The organism is Pantoea sp. NGS-ED-1003 (assembly GCF_000738765.1).
GTDB lineage: Bacteria > Pseudomonadota > Gammaproteobacteria > Enterobacterales > Enterobacteriaceae > Pantoea > Pantoea septica.
In genome coordinates this window covers 145,582-163,709 of sequence record NZ_JPQA01000004.1, presented here as the reverse complement: position 1 = coordinate 163,709, position 18,128 = coordinate 145,582, and the positions used below count along the sequence as shown (strand labels likewise).

15 protein-coding genes and 1 pseudogene are annotated in these 18,128 nt (G+C 64.1%); all 16 read left to right on the top strand.

Features of this window, described 5'->3' with window-relative positions:
• The first annotated feature begins 4 nt into the window (after window positions 1-4).
• Window positions 5-961 (top strand): ABC transporter permease, encoded by a 957-nt coding sequence (locus JS46_RS09420; RefSeq protein WP_033749949.1) that lies wholly within the window; start codon window positions 5-7, stop codon window positions 959-961.
• A complete protein-coding gene (locus tag JS46_RS09415; protein WP_033749946.1) occupies window positions 958-1,806 on the top strand; it encodes an ABC transporter permease in 849 nt (282 codons plus the stop codon). Before JS46_RS09420 ends, JS46_RS09415 begins: the two co-directional genes overlap by 4 nt.
• A complete protein-coding gene (locus JS46_RS09410; RefSeq protein WP_033749943.1) occupies window positions 1,803-3,467 on the top strand; it encodes an ABC transporter ATP-binding protein in 1,665 nt (554 codons plus the stop codon). The genes JS46_RS09415 and JS46_RS09410 overlap by 4 nt, the downstream gene beginning before the upstream one ends.
• Window positions 3,468-3,624: 157 nt before the next feature.
• Window positions 3,625-4,956, top strand: a complete 1,332-nt coding sequence (locus JS46_RS09405) for an FAD-binding oxidoreductase (protein ID WP_033749941.1) — start codon at window positions 3,625-3,627, stop codon at window positions 4,954-4,956.
• 10 nt (window positions 4,957-4,966) lie between these two features.
• Window positions 4,967-5,815, top strand: coding sequence for a GNAT family N-acetyltransferase (locus JS46_RS09400; RefSeq protein ID WP_033749939.1), 849 nt, complete (start codon window positions 4,967-4,969; stop codon window positions 5,813-5,815).
• Window positions 5,815-6,741: a glyoxylate/hydroxypyruvate reductase A gene (locus JS46_RS09395; RefSeq protein WP_033749937.1), complete on the top strand. Its 927-nt coding sequence runs from the start codon at window positions 5,815-5,817 to the stop codon at window positions 6,739-6,741. Before JS46_RS09400 ends, JS46_RS09395 begins: the two co-directional genes overlap by 1 nt.
• Window positions 6,742-6,746: 5 nt before the next feature.
• A pseudogene (locus JS46_RS09390) lies at window positions 6,747-7,881 on the top strand (M20 aminoacylase family protein).
• A 113-nt stretch (window positions 7,882-7,994) separates the two neighbouring features.
• Entirely contained in the window at window positions 7,995-9,311 is a 1,317-nt protein-coding gene (gene gabT, locus JS46_RS09385; protein WP_033749934.1) for a 4-aminobutyrate--2-oxoglutarate transaminase, read from the top strand.
• Window positions 9,312-9,452: 141 nt separating this feature from the next.
• On the top strand, window positions 9,453-9,965 hold the full coding sequence (locus JS46_RS09380) for an Lrp/AsnC family transcriptional regulator (protein ID WP_033749932.1): 513 nt from the start codon (window positions 9,453-9,455) through the stop codon (window positions 9,963-9,965).
• A gap of 95 nt (window positions 9,966-10,060) precedes the next feature.
• Window positions 10,061-10,321 (top strand): type II toxin-antitoxin system RelB/DinJ family antitoxin, encoded by a 261-nt coding sequence (locus JS46_RS09375; RefSeq protein WP_033749930.1) that lies wholly within the window; start codon window positions 10,061-10,063, stop codon window positions 10,319-10,321.
• Window positions 10,322-10,349: 28 nt separating this feature from the next.
• Window positions 10,350-10,628, top strand: a complete 279-nt coding sequence (locus JS46_RS09370) for a type II toxin-antitoxin system mRNA interferase toxin, RelE/StbE family (RefSeq protein WP_033749928.1) — start codon at window positions 10,350-10,352, stop codon at window positions 10,626-10,628.
• A gap of 189 nt (window positions 10,629-10,817) precedes the next feature.
• Entirely contained in the window at window positions 10,818-11,264 is a 447-nt protein-coding gene (locus JS46_RS09365) for a GNAT family N-acetyltransferase (RefSeq protein WP_033749927.1), read from the top strand.
• 16 nt (window positions 11,265-11,280) lie between these two features.
• Entirely contained in the window at window positions 11,281-13,332 is a 2,052-nt protein-coding gene (locus JS46_RS09360) for a hydantoinase/oxoprolinase family protein (protein ID WP_033749926.1), read from the top strand.
• A 2-nt stretch (window positions 13,333-13,334) separates the two neighbouring features.
• Entirely contained in the window at window positions 13,335-15,296 is a 1,962-nt protein-coding gene (locus JS46_RS09355; RefSeq protein ID WP_033750729.1) for a hydantoinase B/oxoprolinase family protein, read from the top strand.
• A gap of 56 nt (window positions 15,297-15,352) precedes the next feature.
• Window positions 15,353-17,131, top strand: a complete 1,779-nt coding sequence (locus JS46_RS09350; RefSeq protein ID WP_033749925.1) for a thiamine pyrophosphate-requiring protein — start codon at window positions 15,353-15,355, stop codon at window positions 17,129-17,131.
• A gap of 117 nt (window positions 17,132-17,248) precedes the next feature.
• Complete coding sequence (locus JS46_RS09345; RefSeq protein ID WP_033749924.1) at window positions 17,249-18,091, top strand: oxidoreductase; 843 nt, start codon at window positions 17,249-17,251, stop codon at window positions 18,089-18,091.
• Window positions 18,092-18,128: the final 37 nt, after the last annotated feature.

Below are 18,128 nucleotides of genomic sequence, written 5' to 3'. Positions count from 1 at the left end.
GCCGATGAACCGATACATGCTGTTCCTGATCGCCCGGCGCACCGGCGCCGGCATCCTGACGTTGCTGATCGTCTCGGCGGTGGTGTTCTTTATCACCAGCCTGCTGCCGGGCGACGCGGCGCAGATGATCCTTGGGCAAAACGCCACGCCGGAGACGGTGGCGGCGCTGCGCGCCCAGCTTGGGCTGGATCAGCCGCTGCTGCTGCGCTATTTCAGCTGGCTGGGCGGCATGCTGCAGGGCGACTTCGGCACCTCGTTCGCCAGCCACCTGCCGGTGATGCAGCTAGTGGCGCAGCGTATTCCCGCCACCTTTGAGCTGGCGGCGATCACCACGCTGATCTGCGTGCCGCTGGCGCTGCTGATCGGCATAACGGCAGCGATGACGCGCGGCTCGCTGCTGGATCGCGTGCTGGTGATCGGCACCATGGCGACGGTGGCGGTGCCGGAGTTTCTGGTGGCGACGGTGGCGGTGCTGATCTTCGCCGTGAAGCTGCACTGGGTGTCGGCCATGTCCTTCGGCTCGCCCAATATGGATCTGGTCAGCTATCTGAAAGCCTACGCGCTGCCGGTGCTGACGCTCTGCTGCGTGCTGGTGGCGCAGATGGCGCGCATGACGCGCGCCGCCATTATCAACCAGCTCGACAGTCCCTATCTGGAGATGGCGCTGCTGAAAGGCGTTTCACCGCTGCGCGCCGTGCTGCGCCACGCCTTGCCTAACGCGGTCGGCCCTATCGCCAACGCCATTTCGCTCAGCCTCTCCTATCTGTTCGGCGGCGTCATCATTATCGAAACCATCTTCAGCTATCCCGGCCTCGCCAGTCAGCTGGTGGATGCGGTCAGCAACCGCGACCTGCCGGTGGTGCAGTTCTGCGTAATGCTGTTCGCCGGCTGCTATCTGCTGCTGTTGCTGCTGGCGGACGTGCTGACCATCGCCTTCAACCCGAAATGGAGAAGCGCATGAATACCTTACTTCCCGTTCGTTTCTTTCAGTCGCTGTCGATCTCCGGGCGGCTCGGCCTGACGGTATCCATTTTCTGGCTGCTGATGGCGCTGTTCGGCAACCAGCTGGCGCCGCACAACGTTGAAGATATCGGCGGCGGCCCGCTGTTCGGCGGCTTTACCGCCGACAACTGGCTCGGCACCGACGCGCTGGGGCGCGATATTCTCAGCCGCATTCTCTACGGCGCGAAGTTCTCTATCGGCCTGGCGCTGGGCGCGGCCATCGGCGCCAGCCTGATCGGCACGCTGCTGGCGCTGCTGGCGGCGGTGACCGGCCGCTGGCTGGAGGAGATCCTCGGCCGCGTCAACGACGCCATGCTGGTGCTGCCGGGCAAGGTGCTGTCGCTGATGATCGTGGCGGTGTTCGGCTCTTCGCTGCCGATGCTGCTGCTCACCGCCATCTTCACCTACTGGCCGGGCGCGTTCCGCATCGCCTTCGCCATGGCGGGCAGCCTGCGCAATATGGACTACGTGCGCGCCTCGCGGCTGCGCGGCGAAAGCCGCTGGTACGTCGCCATTCACGATATTCTGCCCAATATGGTGCATCCGATGCTGGCGGACTTCGGGCTGCGCTTCGTCTATATCGTGCTGCTGCTCAGCGGCCTGAGTTTTCTCGGCCTCGGCGTCCAGCCGCCCTATGCCGACTGGGGCACCCTGGTGCGCGAAAACATTCAGGGGCTGTTTGACGGCTCGCCGGCGGTGCTGATGCCTGCGCTGGCGATTGCCAGCCTGACCATCGGCGCCAACCTGTTTATCGACAGCCTGCAGCAGATGCGTCCGCTGACGCTGGCGAAGGAGGGCGTATGAACGTGATGCCGCATACCGCAATGCCGGTGATCTCGGTGGAAAAGCTGCGCGTCACGGCGCAGAGCGACAGGGGCGACCCGATCGACCTGGTGTCGGATATCCGTTTTACCGTGCAGAAAGGGGAAGTGCTCGCCCTGATCGGCGAATCGGGATCGGGAAAAACCACCATCGCCATGGCGCTGATGGGCTATGCCCGTCCCGGCTGCCGCATCGCCGAGGGCAATATTCATGTGGCGGGCGTCGACGTCAACAGCCTGAGCCCGCAGCAGCTGCGCGCGTTTCGCGGCAACAAAGTCGCCTATATCGCCCAGAGCGCGGCGGCCTCGTTTAATCCCGGCATGAAGATCATCGATCAGGTGATTGAACCGGTGGTGATCCACGGCACCATGACGCGCAAAGCGGCGAAAGCCAAAGCGGTGGCGCTGTTCCGCGAGCTGGCGCTGCCCAATCCCGACACCATCGGCGACCGCTGGCCGCATCAGGTCTCCGGCGGGCAGCTGCAGCGTCTGATGACCGCGATGGCGCTGATCGGCGATCCCGACGTGGTGATCCTCGACGAGCCGACCACCGCGCTTGACGTCACTACGCAGGTGGAAGTGCTGAAGGCCTTTCGTCGCGTGGTGGCGCAGCGCGGCGTCACCGCCATCTACGTCAGTCACGATCTGGCGGTGGTGGCGCAGATGGCGGACCGCATTCTGGTGTTGCTGCGCGGCCAGATCGCCGAATACGGCACCACCGAACGGCTGATCGGCGCGCCGCAGGCGGACTACACGCGGCTGCTGATGGACGCGGCGCGTCAGCAAGAGCGCCCCAGCCCGTGGCGCGCGGAGAGCGGCGAGCGGCAGCCGCTGCTGGAGGTGCGCGACCTCAGCGCCGGCTACGGCCCGCGCGGCAGCGACGGCCAGCCGAAGATCCGCATCCTCGAAGATATCAATCTCCAGCTGTGGAAAGGGCAGGCGATCGGCATTATCGGCGAGTCAGGCTCGGGTAAAACCACCCTGGCGCACGCCATCGCCGGGCTCAACGCCCCCTGTCACGGTCATATGCTGTTTAACGGCCACTATATCGCCGGCGATATGCACAAGCGGCCTGACAACGAGCTGCGCCGCATTCAGTATGTGTTTCAGATGGCGGACACCGCGCTCAATCCGGCGCACAGCGTCGAGCGCATCCTGTCGCGGCCGCTGGCGCTGTTTCACGGCCTGCGCGGCCAGGCGCTGACTCAGCGCCTGCATCAGCTGCTCGATCTGGTGAAGCTGCCGCGCAGCGTGCTCTGGCGGCGGCCCTGGGCGCTCTCCGGCGGTCAGAAGCAGCGCGTTAATCTGGCGCGCGCGCTGGCGGCGGAGCCGGATCTGATCCTGTGCGACGAAGTGACCTCGGCGCTCGACACCGTGGTCGCGGCGGCGGTGCTGGATCTTATCAGCGAGCTGCGGCGCGAGCTGGGCCTGTCGGTGCTGTTTATCAGCCACGATATGCACGCGGTGCGGGCGGTGTGCGACAACATCGTGGTGATGAAGTCGGGACGCATCGTCACCCAACTGGCGCGGGAAGATTACGACAAGCCCACCAGCGAGCTCTATTTCGAGCGCCTGAAGCGCGCGGTGCCGGAGCTGCGGCAGGGGTGGCTGGATGAGCACGAAGAGATTTTAAAAGCGGAATAGGGCTATCTTGCTTGCCATATTGTTCCCGGGCAGTGCGCGCCATTCTCACGTACTTCAGTACGCTCCGGTGGCTGTGCGCTGGCCGTGAACAATCTGGCTGCGCAGATAACGCTCTGACATGGTAGCTTTTCACTGCAAAAAAAGAGGTATCAACGCTATGCCCGCTCCACTCCGCTATGTACAGGACAGCGTCGACTTCCCCGACGCCGTCGACGTGGTGATTATCGGTGCCGGTATCGCCGGTGCCGCCGCGGCCTGGGAACTGACCAAAAAAGGGCTGACGGTGGCGCTGCTGGAAAAAGGCCTGGTCGGGGCCGAACAGTCGAGCCGCAACTGGGGCTGGTGCCGCCAGCAGAACCGAGACGAGCGCGAGCTGCCGCTGATCATCTACGCGCTCCAGCGCTGGGGCGAACTGGGCGAAGAGACCGGCGAAGAGCTGGGCTTCCGCCGCAGCGGCCTGATCTACGCGACGCGCAGCGAGGCGGATATCGCCGCATGGGAGCGCTGGAACCGCATGGCGAAAAATTATGATGTGCAGAGCGAGATCCTGACGGCGGATCGGGCGAAAGCGATGACGCCCGGCAGCACCACGCGCTGGCTCGGCGGCGTCTCATCGCCGACCGACGGCCATGCCGAACCCCGCCTGGCCGCACCGGGCCTGGTGATTGCCGCCCAGCGGCTCGGCGCGCGGGTGTTCCAGCAGTGCGCGGTACGCGGGCTGGACATTGCCGCCGGTCGCGTCAGCGGCGTCTGGACCGAGCGCGGCCTGATCAAAACCAGCCGCGTGATCTGCGCCGCAGGCGCATGGACCTCAATGTTCTGCCGCCGCCACGGCATCGACCTGCCGCTCGGCAACGTTATCGGCACCGCGTTTCGCACCCAGCCCATCGCGCAGGCGATTGCGGTGCCGCTCTATACGCCTGGCTTCGCCTGCCGGCCGCAGCTCGACGGCAGCTATACCGTTTCCGTATCCGGGCGCGGGCGCCTCGAGCCGGGCGCGCAGGGCATCCGCTATGCGCGCCACTTCTATCCTGTTTTTAAGAGCCGCCGTAAAAATCTGCGTCTGAACATGGGACTTAAACCCTTTTTCCACGGCCCGGAAGCGCTCGGCGGCTGGGCCTTCGATCGCGAATCGCCGTTTGAGCGCGCGCGCATTCTCGATCCCGCTGCCGACGCGGCGACCGTGCAGGCGGGGCTGGACGCGATGCGCAACGAATACCCGGCGCTGGCGGGCCTTAAGCTGGCGCAGGCCTGGGGCGGCATGATCGACAGCACGCCCGACGCCATTCCGGTCATCTCCACCGTGGCGCAGCTGCCGGGCCTGGTGCTGTCGGCCGGCTACAGCGCGCACGGCTTCGGCATCGGGCCGGGCGCGGGACGGCTCGCCGCCGATCTCGCCGCCAGCGACGCGCCGATTGTCGACCCTACACCTTATCGCTACAGCCGTCTGGTTGACGGCAGCGCACTTGAAACGCCTGGCATGATGTAAGGAGCAACGCATGACCACTACTTTTCGCGCCATGAAGGCGCACGATATCGAATCCTGCTACGCCATGACGCAGCAGCTGAAGTGGCCGCATCGCCGCGAAGACTGGCAGCAGGCGCTGGCGCTAGGCGAAGGCGTGGTAATTGAAGAGCAGGGCAAGCTGCTCGGCAGCGCCATCCTCTGGCGCTGGGGCGAACGCGCCGCCACCATCGGGCTGGTGATCGTGGATGGCCAGCAGCAGGGGCGCGGGTTGGGCAAGCAGCTGATGCTGACCCTGCTGGAAAAAGTGCCCGACTATAACGTGCGGCTGCACGCCACCGAGATGGGCAAAGGGCTGTATGAAAAGCTCGGCTTTGTGACGACCGGGCAGATTCTCCAGCACCAGACGCGTGCGCTGGAGGCGGTGCCGCCCGTGGCTATCCCGACGGGATTAACGCTGCGCCGCGCGCAGGCGCAGGATGCGTCTTCCCTCACCGCCCTCGACCAGCAGGCGCACGGCATGCTGCGTCCGCAGCTGATCGATCACCTGATTAACCAGCATCAGACGGTGCTGCTGGAAGACGTGCAGGGCGACATCCGCGGTTTCGCCAGCCTGCGCCGCTTCGGTCACGGCTGGGCGATTGGGCCGGTTATCGCGTCGGATTTCCCGACAGCGCAGGCGCTGGTCGCCTCGCTGATGCAGGGCCTGCGCGGCGAATTTGTCCGTATCGACACCGACGCCGCGCTGCCGCTGGCCCCCTGGCTCGCCACGCTCGGCCTGGCGCAGGTAGATAACCCCACCACCATGGTGCGCGGCACGCCCTGGGCGCCGCCAGCGAGCGGCATGCAGGCGTTCGGCCTGATGACCCAGGCGATGGCCTAATGCATATCCTCTATAAATCGGATCCCCAGCGCGGCGCGCTGTGGCAGCAGTGGCTGGCGCAGCACGCGCCCGATATTCAGCTGCATCTCTGGCCCGACATCGGCGACCCGCTGGAGGTGGAGATGCTGATCGCCTGGCAGCCGCCGGAGAGGCTGCTGGAAACCTTTCCTGGCCTGAAAGCGCTGCTGTCGGTAGGCGCGGGCGCGGATCAGTTCGATCTCGCCGCCTTGCCGCCCGACCTGCCGGTGGTGCGCATGATCGAGCCGGGACTGACGCAGGGCATGGTGGAGTACGTGACCTTTGCGGTGCTCGGCATCCATCGCGACATGCCGCGCTACCTGCAACAGCAGCGCGAAGCGCGCTGGCAGGCGCACAGCGTTACGCCCGCCGCCGCGCGACGGGTCGGCGTCATGGGGCTGGGCGAGCTGGGCCAGGCGGCGCTACGCCAGCTGGTCTCGCTCGGTTTCGACTGCGCAGGCTGGAGCCGGACGTCGCGCCAGCTCGACGGCGTGCAGTGCTTTCACGGCGCGGCGCAGCTGGGCGACTTTCTGGCGCGCTGCGACATACTGGTCTGCTTGCTGCCGTTAACGGCGGAGACGCGCGGCCTGCTTAACCGCAATCTGTTTGCGCAGCTGCCGCCCGGCGCGGCGCTGGTGCAGGCGGGACGCGGCGCACAGCTTAATCATGCCGATCTGCTGTCGGCGCTCGACAGCGGCCGACTCGGCGCGGCGGTGATCGACGTCACCGATCCCGAACCGCTGCCGCCGTCGCATCCTTTCTGGCGTCATCCCGCCATCTGGCTGACGCCGCACATCGCCAGCCAGACGCAAAACGAGAGCGCCGTCGCCGCGCTGCTGGAGAACCTGCGTCGCTATCAGCGCGGCGAGCCGATGATCGGCCTTATCGACCGCGCGCGAGGTTACTGATGGACATTGACTCTCTTATCGCGCTGCGACGCGATCTGCACGCCCACCCGGAACTCGGCTATCAGGAGAGGCGCACCAGCGATATCGTGGCGCGCTTTCTGCAGCAGCTCGGACTGGAGGTCTATCGCGATATCGGCCAAACCGGCGTGGTCGGCGTGCTGAAGCGCGGCGACAGTCCGCGCGTTATCGGCCTGCGCGCCGATATGGACGCGCTGCCGATGCAGGATCAGGGCGACGCGCCCTGGAAAAGCAGGACGGAAAACGTCTGTCACGCCTGCGGCCACGACGGCCATACCGTGATGCTGCTCGGCGCGGCGCAGCAGCTGGCCGCAGCCGAGGATCTCGACGGCACCCTCTGCTTTATCTTTCAGCCGGCGGAAGAGGGGCTGGCGGGCGCGAAGGCGATGATCGACGACGGCTTGTTCAGCCGCTTTCCCTGCGAGACGGTCTATGCGCTGCACAACTGGCCGGAGTTGCCGCTCGGCGAGGTGCAGACCCGGCCCGGCGCCATTATGGCGGCGGCGGATCGCTTCGATATTACGGTCAAAGGCGGTGGCGGCCATGCCGCGCAGCCGCATCTGACGCGCGACACGCTGCTGGCGGCCAGCGAGCTGGTGGTGCAGCTCAATACGCTGGTGGCGCGCGCCATCGATCCCTGCGAGGCGGCGCTGCTGAGCGTGACGCGCATACAGGGCGGCTTTTCGCACAATATGATCCCGGCGGAGGCGTCGATCACCGGCACGGTGCGCACCTTTAGCCCGACGGCGCAGGATACGCTTGAAGCGCGGCTGCGCGAGATGACGCGGCACGTCACCGCCGCGCACGGGCTGCAGGCGGAGGTCAGCTATCTGCGTTACTACCCGGCCACGGTAAATAGCGAGGCGGAGGTGAATCTCGCCTTAGCGGCGCTCAGCGAGGCGGGTTTCAGCGCCGGCGTCGCGCGGCAGCCCGCGCTTACCTCGGAGGATTTCGCCTTTATGCTGCAGGCGAAACCCGGCGCCTATCTCTGGATCGGCTCCGCGCCTTCGCGGCCGCTGCACCACTCCGCCTACGACTTCAACGACGCGCTGATCCCTTACGGCGTGCGCGCCTGGACGGCACTCGCCCGACGCGCGCTGCGTTAAGAAATTTCCCTGCTGAAAGGGCACGCATTTTAACAGGATATGCCGCAGCACTACCCATAACGGCAGCATGCGAAACCAGTGGGTTGCGATACTTGAGCCAACCGAACGTTACGTGGATGAGGTATAAAAATGCAGAATGTCATGGCCGAACAACAGACCTATTCAGACAACAGTTTGCTGCTGGACGCGCGCGAGCAGAATGTGCCGCGCGGCGTGGTGACCGCCCATCCGCTGGTGATTGAGCGCGCCAGGGGCAGCGAAGTCTGGGACGTCGAGGGCAACCGCTATCTCGACTTCGTCGGCGGTATCGGCGTGCTCAACGTCGGGCACAACCATCCGGCGGTGGTCAATGCGGTTACGCGTCAGCTGGGCCTTGTCTCGCACGCCTGTTTTCAGGTGGTGGCCTATCCGGGCTATATCGAACTGGCGCAGCGGCTTAATCAGCTGGTCGGCGGCGAAGAAGCCTACAAGAGCGTCTTCTTTACCAGCGGCGCAGAGGCGGTAGAGAACGCGGTTAAAATCGCCCGCGCGCACACCAACCGCTCCGGCGTGATCGCTTTCGACGGCGCCTTTCACGGGCGTACGCTGCTGGGCGTGACCCTGACCGGTATGAGCCAGCCCTATAAGCAGAATTTTGGCCCGTTCCCGGCGGATGTCTATCGACTGCCGTTTCCTAATCCGCTGCACGGCGTGACGGAAGTGGACTGCCTGAAGGCGCTGGATCAGCTTTTCGCCGTGCAGATCGCGCCAGAGCGCGTGGCGGCGATCATTATCGAACCGGTGCAGGGCGACGGCGGCTTCCTGCCCGCCGGTCCGGCGTTTATGCAGGCGCTGCGCCGCATTACCGAGCAGCACGGCATCGTGCTGATCTGCGATGAAGTGCAGACCGGCTTTGGCCGCACCGGAAAAATGTTCGCCTTCCAGCATCTCAATATCAAACCCGATCTGGTAACGGTGGCCAAAAGCCTCGGCGGCGGCCTGCCGATCTCCGGCGTGGTGGGCAAGGCGGCGATCATGGACGCGCCAACGCCGGGCGGCCTGGGCGGCACCTACGGCGGCAACGCGCTGGGCTGCGCGGCGGCGCTGGCGGTGCTTGATTTGCTCGAGCATGACAACCTGCTGGCGCGGGCGAATGTGCTTGGCGAACAGCTGCTGGCGCGGCTACAGCTGCTGGCGGAGAAGTACGCCTGCATCGGCGACGTGCGCGGCCTCGGCTTTATGCTGGCGGTAGAGATCCTCGACTTCGAGACCGGCAAGCCTGACGCCGCGCTGACGCAGAAGATTCTCGACAGCGCCTGTCAGGAAGGGCTGCTGCTGATCAAATGCGGCGTTCAGCGCAATGTGGTGCGTTTCCTGGCGCCGCTTGTCACCACGGATTCACAGCTGGAGGAGGCGCTGCATATCTTCGATATTGCGCTGGCGCGCGCCACCGGCCGTCTGGGCTGATGCTATCTTCCTCATTGATATTGCTGGAATAATTATAATTTTTCCTGATGGATAACGCGCGCGTTACCGCTGGCGCTGGCGGCGCAAAGCGTGTTATACCATCAGCACGTCCTGCACAATTGGTTAACAATGAGGGGTGGTATGAACGGCTTAATGAAACTTGACCGCATCGATATCAACATTCTGGTGCAACTGCAAAAAGATGGCCGTATCAGCAACGTTAATCTCGCCGATGCCGTGGGACTTTCGCCCAGCCCCTGCCTGCAGCGCGTCAAGCGCCTTGAACAGGCGGGCTTTATCACCGGCTATGAAGCCCATATCAATCTCACTAAAATTACCGATTCGGTCACGGTCTTTACCGAAGTGACGCTCTCCGGCCATCGCCGCGAAGATTTTATGAAGTTCGAGAGCGCGCTGCGCGACGTGGACGAGCTGATGGAGTGTCATCTGATTACCGGCGGCTACGACTATCTGTTGCGTTTTATCACCCGCAGCATCGAGCACTATCAGGAAGTGATAGAAAAGATGCTGGATGCGCAAATCGGCATCGACAAATACTTCAGCTATATCGTGATCAAATCGCCGGTAATGAAGAGCAGCGTGCCGCTGCGCTCGCTGATTACCCGGCAGAATGACGTGCTGGGCGCGCTGTAGCTTTCAACGCGTACTGCGTATCACTTATATACCACTTTGATGCTGTAGCTCAGCTGAGCTACACTCTCTCTCTACTTTAAGAGAGATGAACGATTATGCCCGCAAATGCATTCGTACGCGCCCGTATAGACGAGACATTAAAAAATGAAGCCGCCGCCGTGCTGGCTGAAATGGGATTAACCGTCTCTGACCTGGTACGCATCACCCTGACTAAGGTCGCCAGGGAAAAGGCGCTGCCTTTTGATATGCGCATTCCCAACGACATTACAGCCAGCAGTATTGAAGCAAGTGAGCAAGGGAAAGGCGTGAAAAAAGCGAAAGATGAAAAGGATCTGTTTGATCAGTTAGGTATTTAACAGGGCAGCGCGACGGGAAGGAAACCTCATGGCTAAGCAAAAGGAAATTGCCTACTCAAGCCAGTTCTACAAAGACGTGAAAAAGATGCAGAAGCGACGCAAAGAGATGAGCAAACTTAAAACGCTTATGTCGCTGCTCATCAACAATCGATTGCCTCTGCCTGCGGCTTATAGAGATCATCCGCTCCAAGGCAACTATAACGGTTACAGAGATGCGCATATTGAACCCGACTGGCTACTGATCTACAAAATCACAAATGAGCTAGTAAGGTTCGAAAGAACCGGCACGCACGCCGACCTGTTTTAACAAAGCTCATTTCTATATTCAGCCCCGCTATGGGGCTTTTTTAAGCCTGCAGCCAGCCTCTTTCAAGCAGCATAAAATTTCTTTTCCGTGCTTTTTTCACCGCATTTGACCGGTTCGCCGCGCCTCTTCAGCCGCGTCGGCTGAGCCTGCGCGCTTACTATAAACCCAAGCCGCGACAAGGAGTTATTTATGACCGCACCCATCATCGCCGACCATATCTGGCAGCGCGACGCCTTTACCCTTTCTACCAAACGAGCGCGGCTGGATATGGACTGGATTCATTTCCAGCTGGCCGAGCGCGCCTACTGGGCGAAAGGGCAGTCGCGCGCCGCCACCGAGCGGGCCATCGCCGCATCGCTGCCGTTCGGGCTCTATCACGTTGACGCGCAGATCGGTTTTGGTCGGCTGATTACCGACTACACCCGTTTCGGCTGGCTGTGCGACGTCATTATCGATGAAGCGTGGCGTGGACATGGCCTGGGCAGCTGGCTGGCAAGCTGCGTGCGCGAGCATCCGGAACTGGCCACGGTGCGGCGCTGGATGCTTTCGACAAACGATGCCCATCAGCTCTACCAGCGGCTTGGCTGGCGCGTGGTGCAGGAGCCGCACAAGCTGATGGAGTTCCCTCTCTCCTGACTCTGGAGTGATACAGATGCGTTACCGCGTTGGCGTGGACATTGGCGGATCCTTTACCGATTTCGCCGTGCTGGATCGGCAAACCAACCAGATCCATACCCTTAAAGTGCTGTCGCGGCCCGATGCGCCGGGCAGCGAAATTCTCACCGGACTGGCGCAGTTTGCCGAGCGCGACGGCCTCGATCCCGCAGAGATTGGCTACTTTACTCACGGCACCACGGTCGGCATTAACGCGGTGATCCAGCGGCGCGGCGTCCGGCTGGCGCTGTTCGCCACCGCCGGCTTTTGCGACGTGCTGGAGCTGGCGCGGCTGAAAATTCCCCATATCCACGATCTCTTTTCCCGTCGGCCAACGCCGCTGATTAGCCGCGATCGCGTCTTCGCCATCCACGAGCGCACCGACCGCGACGGCAACGTGCTGCAGTCCGTCGACCGTCAGAGCGTGCTGGCCGCGATCGACGGCGCGCGCGCGGCGGGCTGTCAGGGCATTGTGGTGGCGCTGCTGCACAGCTACCGCAACGGGCACAACGAGGCGGCGGTTAAAGCGATCGTCGAAGAAGTTGCGCCCGACCTGCTGACCTCCTGTTCCGCCGACATCTGGCCAATTATCCGCGAATATGAGCGCACCATCACCGCCGCCATCAACGCCTACGTGCAGCCGATGGTGATCAACTATCTGGAGAAGTTTGAAGGCGCGCTGCGCGCCAGAGGCGTGACCACGCCGCCGCGCATCACCAAATCCAACGGCGGCGTGATGGGCGTCGAGCAGGCGAAGCGCGAATGCGTGCAGATGGTGCTCTCCGGCACCGCCTCGGGCGTGATCGGCGCCAGCTATCTCGCCAGCGCCTGCGGCTTCGACCGCATCCTTAGCCTGGATATCGGCGGCACCAGCGCCGACGTGGCGGTGATCGTTAACGGCGAGGTGGCGCAGGGCAACGGCGAAATCATCGGCGACTTCCCGATCTATATACCCTCGGTGGCGGTGACCTCTGTCGGACAGGGCGGCGGCTCGCTGGCGTGGATCGACGGGCAGGGCGTGATGCAAATGGGGCCGGACAGCGCCGGTTCGCTGCCGGGCCCGGTCTGTTTTCAGCGCGGCGGCACCCAGCCGACTGCTACCGACGCCTTCGCCGCCTGCGGCATGATCGGCCATGGCGATCTCGGCTACCACGCCGTGCAGGTGGATGTCGCCGCCGCGCGCGCCGCCTGGCTGCCGCTGGCCGAGCGCCTTGGCGTCTCGGTAGAGCAGACCGCCGAAACCGCTATCGAGCTGGCGATCTCCAGCATGTACGGCGACACCAGCGGCCTGCTGTCGCGCTTCGGCCTTGATCCGCGCGAGTTCTGGTTTCTCGCCTTCGGCGGCGCAGGGCCGATGATGGGCTGCTTTCTGGCGCGCGAACTCAACATGAAAGGCGTTATTGTGCCGCCGACGCCGGGCGTGCTCTCGGCGCTGGGCGGGCTGGTGGCGGATATCCGCAACGACTTTATCCGCACGCTGTACGGGGATCTCAACGCGCAGCTGGCGGATCGGCTCGCCTCCGAAGCGGAGGGCCTGAGCCAGCGGGCGCAGGCCTGGCTGGCGGCCGAGCACGGCAAGGAGATGCCATTCACGCTGCAGTTCAGCGCCGATATGCGCTATCGCGGCCAGTCGTTCGAGATTGACGTGCCGCTGGAGGCGGCGTGGCTGGCGAGCGCCGACGTGGCGGCGCTGCACGCGGCGTTCGACCAGCAGCATCACCAGCTGTTTGGCCACAGCGACGCCGCCGCGCCGGTGCAGCTGATCAACCTGCGGCTGGTTATCGCCTCGCCTACGCCGAAACCGGCGCTGAACCGCCTTCCCGCAGCCCGCGAGCCGGTGCAGGTGGCGAAGCAGGTCAAAGCGTGGATAGACGGCGCTTTTCATCAGGTCGATCTGGTGCTGCGCGCGACGCTGCGTCCCGGCCATCGGCTGCGCGGGCCGGTTATCGTGGCGCAGGACGACTGCACCACCTGCGTGCCGCCGCGCATGCAGGTCGATGTAGACAGCTTCGGCAATCTGTTAATTACCCCGCTGAGCGAGGAGAAGTGATCGTGGCTATCGACGGACGTAATCTGCAAATACTCGCTAACTATTGCGCGGCGGCGGCTGACGCCATGGCCTTTACCCTGATGCGCACCGCGCACTCCACCTTTGTTAAAGAGACGGAAGACTTCTCCTGCCAGATCGTCAGCCGAGAAGGGCTGGCGTTCGCCTCGCCGCGCAGCTTCGGCGCGCCCTGGTACAGCGGCATCGACTATGCGCCGGTGCTGGCGCTGATCGACCATTACGACGAAGGCGATATCTGCATTACCAACGACGCCTATGCGGGCAACGTCGCCACCCATTCCCCCGATATCCATATCTGGAAGCCGGTCTTTTACGGCGGCGAAATCCTCTGCTTCGTGGTCGGCCATATTCACAACACCGATATCGGCGGCGCGGTGCCCGCCTCGCTGTCGCGCTCGCTGACCGATATCGTGCAGGAGGGCATCCGCATTCCGCCGCTGAAGATTGTCAGCAACGGTGAACTGAACGAGGATGTGGCGCGTATCCTGCGGCTGAACGTACGCGTGCCGGAACAGAACTGGGGCGACTTCAAAGCGCAAATCGCCTCGGTCAACATCGGCGAACGCAAGATCCACGAGATTGTCGCCCGTTTCGGCGCGGCGGATTTCCTGCAGGGCATCGAGGGGATCCTCGACTACGCCGAGCAGCAGGCGCGCGCCATTATCCGCACCATCCCCGACGGCGAATACTTCTACGCCGATTACGCTGACGAAGATGGCGAAGGCGGCTATCCCTGCCGCGTGGCGATTACGCTGCGAGTGTGCGGCGATCGGCTGGAGCTGGACTATACCGGCAGCGATCCGCAGCTCGCCTCGTCGCTGAACATGCCGACCGGCGGCCGCGAGCGCCATCCGCTGGCGCTGGTAGGCGTGACTTACGTGCTCTCGACGCTGGACCGGCGGCTGTTGCTTAACGCCGGCACGCTGCGCCCGACACGCGCCATTCTGCCGCCGGGCACGGTGATGAACTGCGAAGCGCCCGCCGCCGTCGGCATGCGCTCGCTCACCTGCGCGCTGTCGCAAATCGCCACCGTCGGCGTCTTTTCGCTGGCGCTGCCGGATCGGCTGCCGGCCAACTCGCCGGGCGGCAACTCGATTATGAATATCCGCACGCTGGACGCGCGCAACCGCAGCGTTGTGGCGTCGCTCGGCCCGGTTGGCGGCGGCGCCGGCGGCACGCCGCGTCACGACGGCCCGGACGGCTCCGGCGGGCTCTCCGCCTTTCTAAAAAACACCCCGATCGAGATCAACGAAGCGGAGGTGCCGATCCGCTTTCTGCGCTACGGCCTGGCGCCCGACAGCGCCGGCGCCGGACGCTTTCGCGGCGGGCTGGCAACCGAAATGGCCTTTGAGATCTTTACGCCGGAGACCACCGTCACCGCGCGCAACCGCAACCGTTCGGTGTTCGCCTCGGCGGGCGCGGCGGGCGGCCGCGCGGGCGGGCTTTCTCATTTTCGCACTCTGCGTGACGGCAAGACGCTGGAGCACGGCAACCGCGACGTAATCCACTGCCAGCCGGGCGATGTGGTCGAGGTGCGCGGGCCAGGGGCGGGCGGCTACGGCCTGCCGTCGCAGCGCGACGTTGAGGCGGTGCTCAGCGACGTGCGCTGCGGCTTTCTCAGCGCGGCGGCGGCGCGCGCGCAGTACGGCGTGGCGCTAGCGGACGGCGAGTTAGATGAGGCGGCGACGGCGCAGCTGCGCGCCGCGATGCCGCAGCAGGTCGAGGCGCATTTTCATCACGGTGCGGCACGCCAGGCATTCGAGGCGATCTGGACGCCGCAACACTACCGTGCGCTCACCGCCTTTCTCGCCGACGCGCCGGTCAGCTGGCGTCATTTTCTGAAAACCCAGGTGTTTCACGCCGTCGAGCAGGCAGGGGAAGCGGCGGATATGGCGCAAATATTCAGCGAGTTACGGCTGCGCTTTCCCGCATTAGCAGGCGAATAAGCCAGATTGTCGACTACCCTTATTCTCTGACACGGATTTTCAAGGAGGCGACAACGATGAGCATGAAAACCAGCGATTTCTTTGTGCAGCGGCTAAAAGCCTGGGGCGTAACCCGTATTTACGGCTATCCCGGCGACGGCATTAACGGTGTGCTCGGTGCCATCCAGCGCGCCAATGAGAAGGGCGACGGCATTGAATTTATTCAGGTGCGGCACGAAGAGATGGCGGCCTTTATGGCGGCTGGTCACGCCAAGTTTACCGGCGAGCTGGGCGTCTGCCTCTCGACCGGCGGGCCGGGGGCGACCCATCTGCTGACCGGCCTCTACGACGCCAAAATGGATCACGCGCCGGTGCTGGCGATCGCCGGCCAGGCGGAGGTCACGGCGCGCGGCGCTAGCTACCAGCAGGAGATGAATCTGGATCGCGTCTTCGCCGACGTCGCCAACTTTGTGCAGGAGGCGGCCGCGCCGGCGCAGGTACGTCATCTGATCGACCGTGGCGTGCGTATCGCCAAAGCGCAAAACGGCGTGGCGGTGGTGATTGTGCCGAAAGATATTCAGGACGAACCCTGGGAAGCGCCGAAGCATCTGCACGGCTTTACCCACTCCGGCCCCGGCTATCAGCGTCCTAAAGTGGTGCCTTACGAGGCCGATCTGCAGCGCGCCGCCGAGGTGCTTAACGCCGGGAAAAAAGTCGCCATTCTCATCGGCGCGGGCGCGCGCGGCGCGGCGGTGGAGGTGGTGCAGACCGCCAACGTGCTGGCGGCGGGCGTCGCCAAGGCGCTGCTCGGCAAAGATGTGCTGCCGGACGACGCCCCCTTCGTCACCGGCTCTATCGGCCTGCTCGGCACCAAACCCTCGTGGGAGCTGATGCAGAACTGCGACACGCTGCTGATGATCGGCAGCGGCTTCCCCTGGACCGAATTCCTGCCGGAAGAGGGCAAGGCGCGCGCGGTGCAGATCGATATCGATCCGGCGATGCTTGGCCTGCGTTACCCCTGCGAAGTGAACCTGCACGGCGACGCGGCGGAAACCCTGCGCGCGCTGCTGCCGCTGCTGGAGCATAAAGAGGACCGCAGCTGGCAGGAGGAGATTGCGGTGCAGGTGCGCGACTGGTGGAAAGTGATGGAAGATCGCGCCCACGCGCCGGCTAATCCGGTTAACCCGCAGCGCGTGGTCTGGGAGATGTCGCCGCAGCTGCCCGACAACGCTATCGTCACCTCCGATTCCGGCTCCTGCGCCAACTGGTTCGCGCGCGACTATCGCGTCAAGCAGGGTCAGCGCGCCACGCTGTCGGGCGGGCTCGCCTGCATGGGCGCGGCGGTGCCTTACGCCATTGCCGCTAAATTCGCCCATCCCGACAAACCGGTGGTAGCGCTGGTTGGCGACGGCGCGATGCAGATGAACAATATGGCGGAGCTGATCACCATTCAGAAATACTGGCAGCAGTGGAGCGATCCGCGCCTTATCGTCTGCGTCTTCAACAATCAGGATCTGAACCAGGTCACCTGGGAGCAGCGCGTCATGGAGGGCAATGCGCGCTTCGAGGCGACGCAGCAGCTGCCGGACGTGCGCTACGCCCAGTTTGCCGAATCGCTTGGCCTGCAGGGCATCTTCGTCGACAACCCGGATGAGCTGGAAGATGCGTGGCGACGCGCGCTGAGCGCCGATCGTCCGGTGGTGCTGGAGGTGAAAACCGATCCGGAAGTGGCGCCGCTGCCGCCGCACATCACCTTTAAACAGGCGAAAGCTTTTATGAGCTCGATGGCGAAGGGCGATCGCGGCGCGGCGCAGATTATCAGCGACACCGCCAGCCAGCTGCTGCACAAAAAGTAAGAGGCACGAAGCGTTAAGCGGCCCGGTCGCGGGCCGCTACGCTTACCCACTCTCTTTCCCCAGGCCGTTCGCGTCGGGGTTCAGGCGATTCGCCACCAATCAGTTTGGGAGTCACTCATGGCTACAGATAACAATCCGGTATGGTTTATTTCAGGATGTTCGACAGGTTTTGGTCGCGAACTGGCGCAGCAGACCATTGCGCGCGGCTTCAACGTGGTGGTGACGGCGCGCGACACCGCGAAAGTCGCCGACCTGGTGGAAGGCCACAGCAACGCGCTGGCGGTGGCGCTCGACGTCACCCAGTCGCAGAGCATCGACGGCGCGGTTAAGGCAGCGCTGGAAAAATTCGGCACTATCGACGTGCTGGTGAACAACGCCGGCTACGGCTACCAGAGCTCGGTGGAAGAGGGTGAAGAACAGGCGATCCGCGACCAGTTCGACGCCAACGTTTTTGGCCTGTTCGCCCTGACGCGCGCGGTACTGCCGACCATGCGCCAGCAGCGTCGCGGTCATATCATCAATATTACCTCGGTGGCGGGCTTCATCGGCTTCGCCAGCTCCGGCTACTACTCCGCCAGCAAGCACGCGGTCGAGGGCTGGTCCGATTCGCTGGCGCTGGAGACCGCGCCGCTCGGCATTCACGTCACCTGCGTCGAGCCGGGCCCGTTCCGCACCGACTGGGCTGGCCGCTCGCTGCATCAGACGCCGAGCAGGCTGCCGGAGTACGCGGAAACCGCGGCCGCACGCATGAAGGCGACCTCAGAGTACAGCGGCACGCAGAAGGGCGATCCGGCGCGCGCGGCGCAGGCGATGATCGCCATTACCGAGCGCGATGACCCGCCGCGCCATCTGGTGATGGGCGCCTGGGGCTATGACGCGGTAACGGCGAAGCTGAAAGAGCGTCTGGCGCAGATTGAAGCCTGGAAGCAGACCTCTGTCGAGACCGACTTTCCCGAATAACGTAGCCTGCGCGCTGCTGCGCAGCAGCGCGCGTTTT

Bases quoted from the DNA above. Each gene is read 5' to 3' on its own strand.
- JS46_RS09370 (WP_033749928.1), top strand. From the start codon at position 10,350: ATGGCTAAGCAAAAGGAAATTGCCTACTCAAGCCAGTTCTACAAAGAC.
- JS46_RS09420 (WP_033749949.1), top strand. From the start codon at position 5: ATGAACCGATACATGCTGTTCCTGATCGCCCGGCGCACCGGCGCCGGC.
- JS46_RS09375 (WP_033749930.1), top strand. From the start codon at position 10,061: ATGCCCGCAAATGCATTCGTACGCGCCCGTATAGACGAGACATTAAAA.
- JS46_RS09400 (WP_033749939.1), top strand. From the start codon at position 4,967: ATGACCACTACTTTTCGCGCCATGAAGGCGCACGATATCGAATCCTGC.
- JS46_RS09380 (WP_033749932.1), top strand. From the start codon at position 9,453: ATGAACGGCTTAATGAAACTTGACCGCATCGATATCAACATTCTGGTG.
- JS46_RS09395 (WP_033749937.1), top strand. From the start codon at position 5,815: ATGCATATCCTCTATAAATCGGATCCCCAGCGCGGCGCGCTGTGGCAG.
- JS46_RS09365 (WP_033749927.1), top strand. From the start codon at position 10,818: ATGACCGCACCCATCATCGCCGACCATATCTGGCAGCGCGACGCCTTT.
- JS46_RS09415 (WP_033749946.1), top strand. From the start codon at position 958: ATGAATACCTTACTTCCCGTTCGTTTCTTTCAGTCGCTGTCGATCTCC.
- JS46_RS09360 (WP_033749926.1), top strand. From the start codon at position 11,281: ATGCGTTACCGCGTTGGCGTGGACATTGGCGGATCCTTTACCGATTTC.
- JS46_RS09410 (WP_033749943.1), top strand. From the start codon at position 1,803: ATGAACGTGATGCCGCATACCGCAATGCCGGTGATCTCGGTGGAAAAG.
- JS46_RS09405 (WP_033749941.1), top strand. From the start codon at position 3,625: ATGCCCGCTCCACTCCGCTATGTACAGGACAGCGTCGACTTCCCCGAC.
- JS46_RS09345 (WP_033749924.1), top strand. From the start codon at position 17,249: ATGGCTACAGATAACAATCCGGTATGGTTTATTTCAGGATGTTCGACA.
- gabT (WP_033749934.1), top strand. From the start codon at position 7,995: ATGCAGAATGTCATGGCCGAACAACAGACCTATTCAGACAACAGTTTG.
- JS46_RS09350 (WP_033749925.1), top strand. From the start codon at position 15,353: ATGAGCATGAAAACCAGCGATTTCTTTGTGCAGCGGCTAAAAGCCTGG.